At 57.3% G+C, this 14,188-nt stretch carries 9 protein-coding genes; 3 read left to right on the forward strand and 6 right to left on the reverse strand.

Going from position 1 to position 14,188, the window contains the following annotated elements:
* Positions 1-184: 184 nt before the first annotated feature.
* Both LOC70_RS16545 and mdh read right to left on the reverse strand, forming a co-directional pair.
* Positions 185-826 carry a hypothetical protein gene (locus tag LOC70_RS16545; protein WP_230255099.1) on the reverse strand — a complete coding sequence of 214 codons (642 nt, stop codon included), beginning with the start codon at positions 824-826 and terminating at the stop codon, positions 185-187.
* Positions 827-1,053: 227 nt separating this feature from the next.
* A complete protein-coding gene (gene mdh, locus LOC70_RS16550; RefSeq protein WP_230255100.1) occupies positions 1,054-1,998 on the reverse strand; it encodes a malate dehydrogenase in 945 nt (314 codons plus the stop codon).
* A gap of 1,171 nt (positions 1,999-3,169) precedes the next feature.
* On the opposite strand from mdh, the gene LOC70_RS16555 reads away from it, so the two are divergent.
* Together LOC70_RS16555 and LOC70_RS16560 are read left to right on the forward strand one after the other, a co-directional pair.
* A complete protein-coding gene (locus tag LOC70_RS16555) occupies positions 3,170-3,976 on the forward strand; it encodes a glycosyltransferase family 2 protein (protein ID WP_230255101.1) in 807 nt (268 codons plus the stop codon).
* Positions 3,977-4,560: 584 nt separating this feature from the next.
* Positions 4,561-6,087 carry a hypothetical protein gene (locus LOC70_RS16560; protein WP_230255102.1) on the forward strand — a complete coding sequence of 509 codons (1,527 nt, stop codon included), beginning with the start codon at positions 4,561-4,563 and terminating at the stop codon, positions 6,085-6,087.
* 56 nt (positions 6,088-6,143) lie between these two features.
* On the opposite strand, the gene LOC70_RS16565 is transcribed toward LOC70_RS16560, so the two are convergent.
* The 3 genes from LOC70_RS16565 to tilS all read right to left on the reverse strand — a co-directional run bounded on the left by LOC70_RS16565 (position 6,144) and on the right by tilS (position 10,646).
* Positions 6,144-8,459, reverse strand: coding sequence for an ABC transporter permease subunit/CPBP intramembrane protease (locus tag LOC70_RS16565; RefSeq protein WP_230255103.1), 2,316 nt, complete (start codon positions 8,457-8,459; stop codon positions 6,144-6,146).
* Entirely contained in the window at positions 8,456-9,247 is a 792-nt protein-coding gene (locus LOC70_RS16570) for an ATP-binding cassette domain-containing protein (protein ID WP_230255104.1), read from the reverse strand. The genes LOC70_RS16565 and LOC70_RS16570 overlap by 4 nt, the downstream gene beginning before the upstream one ends.
* A 214-nt stretch (positions 9,248-9,461) precedes the next feature.
* The gene (gene tilS / locus LOC70_RS16575) at positions 9,462-10,646 is read right to left on the reverse strand and encodes a tRNA lysidine(34) synthetase TilS (RefSeq protein WP_230255105.1); all 1,185 of its coding nucleotides are present in this window, start codon (positions 10,644-10,646) and stop codon (positions 9,462-9,464) included.
* Between the two features lie 281 nt (positions 10,647-10,927).
* Between tilS and rny the strand changes: the two genes are divergently transcribed.
* Positions 10,928-12,496, forward strand: coding sequence for a ribonuclease Y (gene rny / locus LOC70_RS16580; RefSeq protein ID WP_230255106.1), 1,569 nt, complete (start codon positions 10,928-10,930; stop codon positions 12,494-12,496).
* 121 nt (positions 12,497-12,617) lie between these two features.
* Here rny and LOC70_RS16585 read toward each other — a convergent pair whose 3' ends face one another.
* A complete protein-coding gene (locus LOC70_RS16585; RefSeq protein ID WP_230255107.1) occupies positions 12,618-14,042 on the reverse strand; it encodes a class II fumarate hydratase in 1,425 nt (474 codons plus the stop codon).
* Positions 14,043-14,188 lie beyond the last annotated feature (146 nt).

Consider the following 14,188-nt stretch of genomic DNA (forward strand, 5'->3'; position numbering starts at 1 on the left):
GTTGAGCTGGGCTGATTGTAGCCAGTTCATGACAACATCCCATTCCGGAACGAACCGAAATGGGATGTTGCGTTGGACATCGCGGAGTGAGCTTGCGGATCTCTTTCTTAAAGACCGCAATGGATCACGATGGGTTCACCGATGGTGCTTGTTCTCGACGGATCGCATTCGGCTAAGCCGGAGTTCAGCGAGGCAAGCTAGGTGGAATTTTGATCGAACGGGGAGCGTTGAATCCGGGGAGAGGCGAATTAGTTGATCGCCGGTTTGTTAATGGGGCAGGCAGCGACGTTGAGTTGCGAGGTGGGTTGTTGCTTTCCTTCACATCGGTGAGGCTCCAACGTTTTCCGTTGAGGCCATCCGACGGATTCCAGGTCAGCCCCGGAACAAACATCAGCGATGCGATGCTGGGACCATTGATTGAGGCGGTTCCCCATTCGGTTTCGACCGTGATGAGTTTGACGTCGGTGGCGCCCGTGATCGAGTCGCCGTTGAGCATGACCACGGTCGTGGTCGCGTCGTTGGCGGATGCGAATCGGATGCCGGCGACTTCCGCGAGCGGAATGCTGGCCGTGCCGAAAGAGGTCTGCATCTGCAGTTGAGTCGTGTCCGTCAGGGTCCCTTCGATCTGTGAGTCGTTGACCAATTCGACGGTGACGCTCAAAGGACGAGCCTTGGAGCTGACCTTGGCGTCCTGGACCGGCGCGGCTTTGGTCGGTTCAGCCTTGGCAGGAGAAGCCTTGGGCAGTTCTTCGTCCTGAGCGTTTGCCACGGTGGCGGTCAGCACCAAAGCAAAGGCCAGGCAAGCGTGTGAGCAACGGCGTTTCATCTGAAAACTCCGAGGAAAAATCTGGCAAGTGGAGGACCGCTCCGCCAACGGAACGGCCTCCCCAGAGTAACCGATGTGGTCCTCTAAAAAGAGAACCCGCCGGGCGAAACCGGCGGATTCGTAAGAGGTTGCCAGTGCAATCGGCTTCAGCGGAACAGCTTCGCGTCCCACCGAAGTGGACGAGGGATCGAAAGCTGGGCCGCTCAGAACACCAGTTGCATGCGGAACTAGGCGAGCAAGCCGTCCATGGTCGAGACCAGCGATTTCACCGCGTCGACGCTGTTTTGGAATGCCTTCGTTTCGTCTTCGGTGAGCGTCAATTCGATGATCCGCTCCACGCCACCGCTGCCGAGGACAACAGGGACGCCGACATAGTAACCACCCACGCCGTATTCGGATTGGCAGTAGGCGGCGACTGGAATCACGCGTTTTTTGTCTTTGACAACCGCTTCGACCATTTGGGCACAAGCGGCCGCGGGAGCGTAATAGGCGCTGCCGGTCTTCAGCAACGAGACGATTTCGGCTCCGCCCTTGCGGGTGCGATCGACGATTTCGTCCAAGCGTTCTTTGGCGATCAACTGGGTGACGGGGATGCCACCAACGCTGGTGCAGCTTGGGATCGGCACCATGGTGTCGCCGTGTCCGCCCATGAGCAGGGCGCTGATGTCTTCGACGCTGACGCCCAGTTCCATGGCCAGGAAAGTGCGGTACCGAGCGGTATCCAGGACGCCGGCTTGGCCGCAAACTTTGGCGGGATCAAAGCCGGTGACCTTGAACATCTGTTGCACCATCGCGTCCAGCGGGTTGCTGACGACGATCACAACGGCGTTGGGGCTGGTGGCTTTGATTTGCTCGGCAACGCTGGTGACAATTTTGGCGTTGGTGGCCAACAAGTCGTCGCGGCTCATGCCAGGTTTACGTGGGATGCCCGCGGTGACCACGATCACATCGCTGTCAGCGGTGTCGGCGTAGTCGGTGGTGCCGACGATGTTGGAATCAAAGCCCATGATCGGGGAGGCTTGCATCAAATCTAAAGCCTTGCCGCGTGGCATGTCTTCAGTTTGAGGGATGTCCAGCAAAACGACGTCGCCGAGTTCAGCGGCGGCACACCAGTGAGCACAGGTGGCACCAACATTTCCGGCTCCGACGATGGTGATTTTCGCGCGACGCATGAGAGCTTTCTTGGGGGGATCGTGGGTAGGTGGGCAAGGTCAATACACCGCTTATGGTCAGCGGCGCTACCCGGAGCGTCAAGAGGGCGACGGGGGCTCGCAGGTACCTGCTGGCTCGCCGGTTTTTCACGTTCTCGCAAGCGAACTCGAAGCCGTCGCTGGTGGACCGCGACGCCGTATCGCGGACGCGAAAAGCTGAGCGTAGAAATAAAACGAGCCAGTTTTGCTTCATGCAAAACTGGCTTCGCTCTGTCACCGTTCTAAATCGGAACCCGACGCGGACGATCCATGTTCAACGTCGGAATTTAAATTTCCAATGCACCTTGATTGCGTGAGAGAAATCAAGAAGCACTGCCGGGTAACAATTCAAATGAAAAGGGAGTGACGTCCGTGTCAATCAAAGCAAAACCACTTTGACGTGGAGTCCAAACCGTCTCCCGTGAATCGTGCACAATCGTTGTGACGAACAAAAACACGGCGAAGCCCTTCGCCGCGAATCAGTCAATGGGAACTTGCCGAGTCACGAACGTGACGGGAAAGAATTTGATCGCTTGCCAGGAAGGACGTCGAAGAGAGTGTGTGGTGATCGGTGCTTGTCAGACTGAAAAGGAATTCTGGCAAACCGCATCGAACACACTCCATTGGAAGAGACGAACATCGACCACAATCGGCTGAACGAAAAGTTCATTGCAACCGCCTCACCGGAGTCTCGGAGGGGGCGATGATGTGTGGGTCAAGCGAGCGAAAATTTGGCGTGGTGAACGAACGATGTCAACAACAAAGTGATCAAAAAAATGAGTCGTCCGACCGGCCAATTGATTTGACCGTGAAAATTGCGACTCGATCGAGTGAAGTTTTTTTTGTTCGCGTTTTGAAATCGGTTCGCGGACTTGATCCGTCGAACAAAGATGACTTGCTGGTGCAACATCGGCGTATGCATCTGGCGTATCATGCGATGGTGTGGCTTCCTTTTCTTTGTCGTGGCGATCGATTTCAATGCCAACGATGACGCCTTCGTCATCCACGTCGCGAATCCATTTGAGCTGTTGTGAACGATCCGATCGAATCGTCTGAGTCCATCCCGAACCCGTCACCGCAGATAGATGACGCGTTGGTTGGTGACGCGCCGGTAAACCTCGCGCCGAACGTTCCGAGTGACTCCAATCAATCAGTGGATTTTCCCACGCCAGATTACTGGTTCAGCGATGACTACGTTGCGCAAATGCATCGCACCATCGGACCGGATGCCTGTCGGAAATTGGCGATCTATCGGTTGCCCGAAGGGTTCCGGTTGTCGGTCATTGTTCCCGTGTACAACGAGTGTTCGACCGTTCAAGCGGTGTTGCAGAAACTTCGCGACACGGGACTACCGTTGCAAATCATTGTGGTCGATGACGGGTCCAACGATGGGTCGAGTGAAACGCTGAAGCAGTTCAAAGACGATCCATTGGTCACGTTGATGCAACACGCAGAAAATCGCGGGAAAGGTGCGGCGATCCGTACTGCCATCGAAGTGACTCAAGGCGACGTCGTTGTCATCCAGGACGCGGATAGCGAATACGATCCCGGTGATTTTCGGGTGATGTTGCAACCATTGTTGGCGGGCGAAGCGGACATCGTTTACGGCACTCGCTACGGGCACTGTGACCGGCAGGTGTCGCCCTGGTGGCACCAAGCCGTCAACGGGTTCATCTCGTGGTTAGCCAGCGTGGCAATTGGTCCGCGATTGAGCGACGTGGAGACCTGTTACAAGATGGCGCGTCGCGAAAGTTTTCGAGACATCTTGCCGGATTTGAAAGAAAATCGATTTGGGATCGAGATCGAAGTCACCGCTCGTTGGGCTCGAAAGAATCTGCGTTTCACGGAACGACCGATCCGCTACCACCATCGCTGGTACGACGAGGGCAAGAAGATCACATGGCGCGACGGCGTGGCTGCACTGGGGTGCATCTTCAAGTACGGCCTGCTGAAACGCTGAGGCTCGCGTTCGAATATCGGGCTTCTTGAAAACTCTGGGCTTCTTGAGAACTCTCGGCTTCTCGAGAGCATCAAGCTTCTAGCACGCATCGAATTGTATCGTCATCGCCACATGTTCGCGAACGTGCGGCGGAGGTAGGGCATCTTTGTACGCCTGATTCTTGAAGTGCAGGATATCCCGCGTGTCGTCTTCAATTTGACGGCTGATCCGTGAGACGCGTTTGGCGTATCAAGTTTCACATCGCGTTTGTTTCACGTCGCTTCCTCGCCTGGCCGCGTCCGTAGTTCGCAGGGCTTGCGGTTGGCAGGGCCTGCGGTCGAGAAAGTCGCTGTCTGAGTTTCACGGGAGGTTTCAATGCGGATGGGGGCGGCAACGACTCGCGGATTGGGCGACGTTTCGATCTGTTCTTTGCGGAGCTTGGTTGAGTAAAGTCGCGTTCGTGAAACGAAGCCTCGTCGGTCGATGTGGACGCCAGAAACGCCTTGCCAAGTGCACAACGGTTGGGTGTGACGGCGGCAAGCCACGAACGTCTGCGAGAACTCGTTTTCGATCTCTGACCATCCACGGTGCGAAGGATTCGCCGAATGCACGAACGGACGATGCGAGCGGTGGCTCGAAGTTTGTTCGTTGCCTGCTGCGCGGTCCCGACGTGCATCACGATGATGGTCATCATGGTGCTGTGGTCGCCGTGGTATCACGCCAAGTGTGTTCGCGCCACCGAAGCCTCGCTGGCGTTGCAAACCGGATTGGACATTCGCATTGGCGATCTGGAACGGATCAATCCAACGACTTGGCAACTGGAAGACGTCCAGCTTCGCGACAACGAAACCAAACGTTCCATCGGTCGTGTTCGGATCGTGTCATGGGTGCAAGAAGATGACCGGACCATCGTCCGCCTCAGCCAACCCGAAATCCGAGCAGAGTTCTTGGATGACGTTTGGGACTTGGTTCACGACCGTTTCTTGTGTCGGCCGGAACACACGCTGAACCCCATCCGTGTCGCGGCGGACGATCTGACGGTGATCTCCGAGCGATCGCAAGTGACCATCCGTGATTTCGATGGAAGGATACTGCCGGGTGAGAATGAAATCGCAGCGATCCTGTATTGCTTGCCCGCGGGTGAACGTCCGGATGTCGAACCGATGGAAATCGAGATCCGACGTCATCGCGGCGATGCGAACCCCAGCACGAGCGTTTCGTTGCGGACCGGGGAGCTGAAGGCACCGTTGGCTTGGTTGTCTGGCTACGATCCCAGGATCTCAAAGCTAGGGGACGAAGCGACGTTTCACGGTGCCGCCAAGCTGTCTCAAGTTGCCGGGCCCACTGGGTTGGTTTGGATGTTGGATCTTAGTAGTGCCCGAATTGAAGAAGTTGACTTTTCGAGGTTGACGGAATTCTTGCCGCACCGCATGACCGGTCGCGGCGAACTGCAATTGAATCGCTGTCAAATCGTTCGCGGAGGTGTCGTTGACATCGATGGAACGTTGCAGATCACTCGGGGGTGGGTCAGTGCGTCTCTGCTGCCTCGCTTAGCGGAGGACTTGGGGTGCCAACTGACAACGGCGATCGCAGAGGACTTCCAGTTCGATTTGCTGGCGATCGATTTTGATCTCTACGACGGCAAGTTGTCCATCGAAGGTCTCTGCAACAGCCAACGTGGCTACGAGAAAATGCCTCCCGGAACGATGTTGTGTGCCGCAGGCCAACCAATCGTTCTGACCGGTCCACAGCACGTTGCCGCGACCCAGGTGATGCGATTGTTTGCTTCGCCGCACAGTGTTTCGGTTCCCGTATCGGGACAAACGATGGAGATGCTGTGGCTGCTGCAACCTCCACGAGGCCCCCTGACCATTCAAGATTCCATTGGCCACCTACCAAATGGCCAACTGCGAAGTGGGGTACTGCCAAGCGAAGCGGCGTCGGCCACCACCGGCGACGTGGATGGTGTCGCACCAAGAGTCTCCGCGCGAATTCGCGGCTTTCAATCCGTTCCGCCTCGAGACGCAACCGCCCCAGCAAGCAACGAGCCGGCAAACAGTGCTCGGGCAGACAGTGCTCGGGCAAACAGTGCCCCGGCAAAAAGTGCTCCAGCGACACCGGGATATTGGTGAACGCGAATGCTCAGGCAGGGCCGCTGCACGGCAACACCATGTTGCCAAACCCCGCGTTATCGCGTCGCCGTTGCCAATCGTTTGATCGATGGATCGGTGACATTGTGGTTGACCACCAAGCGATCTGCTAACGCGTCGTTGCTGTTGATTGGATCGGTGTCTTGCGTGATCCGATAGATCGCGACCACACAGGCCGATGAAACGATCAAGCAGCACGCCGTCCAATACGGATGATAAGCGGGGCCCGCGGCCGTTGATTGAATCAACTGGTTCAGTACAGGAATGTCCAACTCCGCCACTCGCTGCAGTGAAACCGACATGGCATTGTTGCAGAAGTGAATGGCGATTCCGGGAAGAACGCTTCCCGTTCGCAGCGCGATCCATCCGAGTAGCAATCCCATGAAGGTTGCCGAGATCGATTGTTGAAGCACGCCGTGCGAGATGCCAAACATCAACGCGGTGACCAGCACGGCTCGCAGTGGATGCCCTCCTCGAACCAAACCACCGAAGATGAACCCACGGAAGGTGATCTCTTCGCAGATGGCGGGCACAAACGCCATCAACAGAATCACGGAGGTCCATGGTGCGGCTGCGATTTGCTGCGTGAAAGGCAGCATGGCTTCCGCGGCTTGATCGCTCAGCGGATACATCGTGCTGATCCATCCGGCCAACTGAATGTAGAGCGGATGCAGCATCACACATAAAACACCAATCACTGGCCAAGCTCGCCAACTCGGCAAGCCAATGCGAAGGCTGGTTCGAAGCGAAGTGGTCAGCATGACCGACATCAGCAGGGTCGGCGCGAGGATCAGTCCGAGTTGAGGTACCAACACCAGCGTCGAGATTCCCGCAAAGGTGGTTGGCATCTCGGTCACGGCCAGCTTGCCAAAGAACAACCCGACCAGAACAATCGCCCCGCAGGCGAATGCCACGGTGGGCGTTGCGGCGCGTTGGCGATCACGCCAAAGGTGTCGGACCCAGGCCCCCAATTCCCACTGGTCGCCATCACCGAACAAGACGGCTTCAGATTCAAATTGTCGGCGAGCCCACTGCACGGCCAACCACAAGCAAACACCCGTGACCAAGGCGACCGTTGGGACGTACATCAACGCTTCCAACATGTGTCCTTCGACCAAGGTTCGGACGAGCAAGAACATTCCCGTCACCGGAATCAAACTGGTGCCCAAGCTCAACGTTGTACCGGGCAACATGGGAAGCAGGACCAACGGAAGCGTCAGCATCATCAGTGGCATCAGGTAGTACTGGCCTTCTTTGCTGCTCTTTGCCATCGCCGCCACGGCCAACGCGAGTGCACTGAACAAGGCAGACAGCGGAACCAAGGCGACAAACAGCCACAACATGGGAATGAGGGGTGGTGTGCCCATCGACCCGGTCGGTCCGACCGCAATTTGGTTGAACACGAAGGTGCTGGTGACCAGCATCGAGCAAGCGTTCAAGATCGCCGTCAGCATGCTGAACGACATCACCGCGCCGAGTTTGCCCCAAACGATTTCGCTGCGGAGTGTTGGGCTGCAGAGCAGCGTCTCCAGCGTTCCGCGTTCTTTCTCACCCGCGACCAAGTCAATGGCGGGATAGAACGCGCCCGTCATCGCCCAGATCAACATAATGAATGGCAGTAGCTTGCTCCAAAACGCGGCTTCGCGAGTGCGTTCTGGTGCGATGTCCACGTCTCGGACTTGAAAGGGATCAAGGACTGACAGTTCCATTCCGGCGGACGAGAGTCGGCTGCGAACCCAGCTGCCTCGCCAGCGATTCAAGATCGCGGCGACGCGTTCCCGAGCCACGAGAGACTGGTCCGAGGCAACGTTGTAGAACAAACCAATCGTGCCGGGTTGCGAGGTTTGCGCTGCATCCATGTTGGAAAGCGGCGTTTCAAAGCAAACCACGCAGTCGTAGATGCCATCTCGAACCCAAGTTTCGCTGCGTTCGCTTAGATCGCCGGTGCGTTCGAGTTCCCCGGTTCGATAGGTCGTGACGTTGACGTTTTGGATGTTTTCTGAAACCGCGTCGGCAAACCGGAATTTCGGCAAGGCTTTCTCTGGTGGCTCTTCGCCATCGGTTTCTGTTTGCACCAGCAACGGTGGCACGTCGGAGGAAGTCGCAGACTGAACGTGTTCCACCCCGATCACGCAGACCGAAATGGGGTGTTGCTGAGTGAATTGGGCAATCTGCAGCAGCAGCATGCCGACGATCGGATAAAGCAGGATCGGCAGCACGATGATTGTGAACAGCGTTCGACGGTCACGCAATTGATCACGCATCTCTCGCGCGTAGATTAACCCAATCGTTTCCAGTCGCGGGCGATTGGCTTTGGCCGCGAGTTCTCGTTTTTGTTTTGACGATTCGCTCATTGGGCGACCTCCATGATGTGAGACTCGTCAGCGGCATTCATCTCATTGGCCGCTTCGTGTTCGCTGAGCAGTGAGAAGAAAAGTTCTTCAAAGTTGTCTTCTTGGTGTCGCTGAACCAATTCCTCCAGCGTGCCGGAATCCAAGATGCGACCTTGGTGCATGATCGCGATTCGATCGCAGAGTCGTTCAACTTCGCTCATGATGTGCGTTGAAAAGATCAGGCATTTGCCCGCTTGGCGAAGTTCCCGGATCACTTCCAGCAGGTTGCGAGCGACCAACACGTCCAAGCCCAGTGTTGCCTCGTCAAAAACCAGCACCGGTGGGTCGTGCACCAACGCTCGCGCGATCGAAACTTTTTGCTGCATTCCCGTCGAGAGCTTGCTGCCCGGGACGTCGCGAAATTCGTTCATTCGCAGTTGGGTGAATAGCTTCTCGAGCCGTTCGTTGAGTTCGTCGCGTTTCATCCCGTGCAACCGACCAAAGTAGCTGACCATTTCCCATGCGGTCATGCGGTCATAGATGGCCGTGTTGTTGCTGACGAAACCAATGCGTCGGCGCACTTCCGCGGGTTCATGCGAGACGTCATAGCCGTCGATCGTCGCGATGCCGGAGGTCGGACGCAGCACCGTGGACAGCATGCGTAGCACGGTGGTTTTTCCAGCCCCGTTGGGACCGAGCAGTCCAAAGATTTCGCCCGGCTGAACACAAAACGAGATGTGATCGACAGCCAAGAAACGTCCCCGACGAAGATCTTCGTAGGCCTTTGTCAGGTGTTGGACATGAATCATAGGGTGCTAGCCAGGCTGGTAGTCAAAGCGGTCGTGCATCGGGCCGCGATGATTGCACGCGGGTTCCTTTGGGAACCGTAACTCTCAGCTAGGTGACACGCAGTGCTCCAGGGGACGATTCTTGGTGCCGGAAGTCAAACCGATGACGTGATGGCCCGATTGGCAGGCCTATTCTGCCTGGTTTGGTTGTACCGATTGCAGGCCAGCGAATCGATCATTCAGCTTGCAGGACCAAGTTGCCCTCAAAGTTTCTCAAGCTGATCGGACCCGGCAAAGGACCGCCGTTGAACGAGGTCGGCTCGGACGGATCGTATTCCCGCGACGCGAGTTCCAGGATGGTCGACGCCAGTCGTTGCCAATGGTCCATTGTCATGACGCCTCGCGACCAACCCAATTGATCCCAAGCAAGCTGACACGCGGCAACGATGATGGGACGCTCTTGGTGCCAATTGAACTTGCCGGCGTTGGTTTCAGCGTTTGAGCTTCGTGCAGCCATCGCTTCCGCGAAGATGGTCCATCGGTCGGGGGTGGATTTGGACGGTGTGAACCGTGTGCATTCATCCAGCCACCGCTGAGCAAAACGATCGACCATCGAGTTCGTTTCGGATTGCAGTTGTCCCGTGCGAACCATGGCGTCCACGGCCGTTGGGTAACGTTCTTCCAACATCGGCAACACGTCCTGGCGAATCCAGTTGCGGGTGTAGAGCGTTTGTTGATTGCTGGCGTCCTCTCGCCAGGACTGAGCGATTTCACGCAGTCCTTCGCGAAGGTCCTTGCGGCGAACGCTCAGCAGCGGTCGGCGGAGCACCATCTCGTCTTCAAACGGGCTGGTCGATGTCATCCCGCCCATTCCGCGAGGTCCCGTTCCGCGGAGGAAATGATGCAGCAACGTTTCGGCTTGATCGTCGGCTGTATGAGCGACCGCGATGTAGCGGCACCCGTGCTGCTGGGCGACTTCGTGGAAAAACTTGCGGCGAATGTTGCGCAGCGTTGATTCATCCCGTGCGGGGGGGGCGTTCGTGAGACGGGAGGTGTTGACTTCTCGGTGAACGACGCAGGTCACACCGAGGGTTTCGCTGAGGTTCCGCACGAACGATTCATCCGCGTTGGATTCGTCGCCTCTCAATCCGTGATTGCAATGAGCAATCACGAGGGGGGACAGCAACTTTGGGGTTCGCGACCCGCCGCTTGCGGAGACCGCCTCAGCCGCTTCGTCGTTCCAAAGCTCCACCAGCAAACGCGCCAAGGCGACACTGTCGGCGCCTCCGCTGCAACCGATGACGGTGCCCACATCCGCGGCACGACCATGTCGATTGATCCAGCTCGCGCGGATGGCTTGGCGGAGTAACTGCCACTTCGAAGAATCGTTTCGAGGCTTGGCCGTGGGTTGGTCGATCATTTGGTAGTTGCGAGCATCCGAAAGGCCCGTGTCCGTTTCCTGCGTCTGTTGGGTCGGTTACACTCGCAATTCCGTCTTAACACCACCGCTTTCTCTCCCATGCTTCGCATCGGGCGTTTTGCTCATGTGGCCGATAATTTATCTGCTGTTCATTCGCACCGCGAATTTTGGCTGGCATTTCGCGAGTCAATTGACGTGGCGATCCTGCGCGAAGCAAGGCGTTTTGCACCCTCTCGAATGCCGGTGCACGCCTGGGACGCACAAGCGGCTTCGAGAATCTAATGAATCCGCAACTCGCAACCACCATCCTCTATTGCCTATTCTTCTTTTTCCTCGGGATCGCCGCCGTTCTGGCCTTTGTTCAGCGTCAGAACGCCAAACGCCGAGAACGGCTTGACGCGGAAGCTCAAGCGGTTCTGGAGACTGCTCGCCGAGAAGCCGAAACACGAGGCAATCAAATCATCGTCGACGCTCGCGAAAAAGCATTGGCTGTCAAAGCCGAGGCGGATCGCGAAGTGGCGGCCATGCGCGAAAAAGAACAAATTCGCGATCGCAAACTGGACGCACGAGAAGACCAGCTCGCATCCAACCAAGAGTCGCTACGCAAAGCCCAACGTGGTTTAGAAAGCAGCCAAACTCGATTGGCCGCACAGATGCGGAACTTGACGGAGCAACGTGCGGAACTGGATCGCTTGGTCCAAGAAAGCCAGCGAGCTTTGGAAAAGGTCAGTGGCATGACGGAAGCCGAGGCCGCAGAAAAACTGATGGAATCGCTGCGGCAGGATCTCGAGCATGAGATCGGTGCGACCGTGCTGAAACAACAGCGAGAACTCACGCGCCGCGTCGACGCGCAGGCCCGAGAGATGTTGCTCACCGCGATGCAGCGTTACGCATCGGTTCACACGGCCGACACCACGACCAGCACCGTGGGCGTGCCGACCGACGACATGAAGGGCCGTATCATTGGTCGCGAAGGCCGCAATATTCGTGCGTTTGAAAAAGCCACCGGTGTGGATCTGATCATCGATGATACGCCTGGTGTCGTGGTGGTCAGCGGCTTTGATCCCGTCCGACGCGAAGTGGCTCGGATGTCGTTGGAGAAACTGATCGCCGACGGTCGGATTCACCCGTCCAAGATTGAAGAAACGGTGGAGCAATCCGAAAAGGAAATCCAATCCTTCATAATGCAAAAAGGTCACGAGGCGGCCAACGAGGTCAACGTTTCCGGTTTGCATGATCGGGTGATCGAGATGCTGGGGCGTCTGCATTTCCGAACCTCGTACAGCCAAAACGTGCTGCGTCACAGTGTGGAGGTGGCTTTCTTGACGGGAATGATGGCGGAAATGATCGGCCTGGATGGCGAGTTGGCTCGTCGTGCCGGGTTGTTGCATGACATTGGCAAAGCCGCCGATCACGAATTGGAAGGCGGGCACCCCAAGATCGGTGCGGACCTGCTTCGTCGCAGCAAGGAAAGCGAAGAAGTCGTGCACGCGGCGAAGGGGCACCACGATGAGATCGTGACGGAGTATCCGTACACGATGCTGGTCGCAACCGCCGACGCGTGCAGTGCGTCACGACCGGGCGCCCGCCGCGAATCGTTGGAACGCTACGTCAAACGCATGGAAGAGCTGGAGTCAATCGCGCAGCGGTTCGATGGTGTTCAGCAGGCCTATGCGATCTCGGCCGGACGTGAACTGCGGGTGATGGTCGGCAGCCAGAACGTCAGCGACGAACGAGCCGCCGCCATTTGCCGCGACATCGCATCGACGTTTGAAAAAGAGCTGACTTACCCCGGTGAGATCAAAGTCACCGTGGTTCGTGAAGCCCGATTCATCAGCACGGCGAAGTAACGCGTGTCCACATCTGCGAAAGGCAGATGCGGGGGTGCGCGGGCGAAAGTCTTGACGACGTTTCGCTACGACGTTGTGAGCGAAAGGCTTGACGACGTTTAACTACGGTGTTGGCGTGGAACTACGCTTGCGGTTCGGTCATCTTCCAGGGGTCGAGAGCTTCCGTCAGCACGTCTTCCGGAAGAATCTCTTTCTGCTGGCACAATTCGCGAATGGTTTGGCCAGACTTGAAGGCTTCCTTGGCGAGCGCGGCGGCTTGTTCGTACCCGATCAACGGGTTCAGGCTGGTGCACATGGACAAGCTTTGCTCCACGGCGGCTTCGCAGGATTCCTCGTTGGGTTCCATGCCATCCAAGCAGAAGTCGATGAACGCATTCACGCCACCGGCGAGCAGTTCGACCGATTCCAAAATCGTGTGAGCCATCACTGGCATCATGATGTTGAGCTGGAAGTTGCCGCCGCAGCCACCGCTGACCGTCATGCAAGAATCGTTGCCGATCACGCGAGCCGCGACTTGCATGAGTGACTCGCACATGACCGGGTTGACCTTGCCGGGCATGATCGAGCTACCCGGTTGCCGCGAGGGCAGCTTGACTTCGTAAAAGCCACAGCGAGGACCGCTTCCCAGCCAACGAATGTTGTTGGCCAGCCCCAGCAAAGTCTGGGCGATGCATTTCAATCCACCATGGGAGTCGACCAGGCCGTCTCGGTTCGCGTTGCCTTCAAAGTGGTTGACGGCTTCGACGAAGGCGATGCCGGTTTGTTCGGCCAGGTTAGCGGCCACACGAGAACCGAACTCCGGATGCGTGTTGATACCGCTGCCGACCGCGGTGCCGCCGACGGGCAATTCCAGCACCGCGTCACGAGCCGCTTCGGCGCGAGCGATCGATAGTTCGATTTGGCGTGCAAACCCACCGAACTCTTGTCCCAACCGAAGTGGCGTGGCGTCCATCAGGTGAGTGCGGCCGATCTTGATGATCTTGTCCCAGGCTTCTGCTTTCTCGGCCAACGAAGCGTGCATCCGACGCAGGGCCGGAATCAGTTGGCTTTCGATTTCATAAGCCGCCGCCACGTGGATGGCGGTCGGGAACGTGTCGTTGGTCGACTGCCCCATGTTGATATGGTCATTGGGGTGAATGGTCTTTTCCGCCGCCATTCGATCCCCACCATCGATCTCGATCGCACGGTTGGACAGCACTTCGTTGACATTCATATTGCTGCTGGTGCCGCTGCCGGTTTGGAAAACATCCACCGGAAACTGATCGGCCAGCTCGCCGTCGGCGACTTCTTTGGCTGCGGAGAGCATCGATTCGACCTGACCGTCGCTCAATGGATTTTTTCCAGAGCCCGTCAATTTTCCCAGATCGCGATTGGCGATGCCGCAGGCCAGCTTCACACGACCCATCGCGGAGATCATCGCGGGGGGAAGCCGCCATCCGCTGACCGGAAAATTCTCCACCGCCCGCTGGGTTTGGGCGCCGTAGTAAGCATTTTGCGGGACACGGACTTCGCCCATCGAGTCGCGTTCGGTTCGGAAATCGGTCATGGCGATGGCTGGTTCAACAAGGAGAAAAAGGGAGTGTCAGATGCAAAAAACGTCGATGCAGATCATGGTAGCAATCCGCCGAAACGGCGCGAACGACGCCCCAAACCGAAACTCAGCGATCGTTTCTGCTACGATCTGGCGTTCGG

This window comes from Rhodopirellula halodulae (assembly GCF_020966775.1).
Classification (GTDB): Bacteria; Planctomycetota; Planctomycetia; order Pirellulales; family Pirellulaceae; genus Rhodopirellula; species Rhodopirellula halodulae.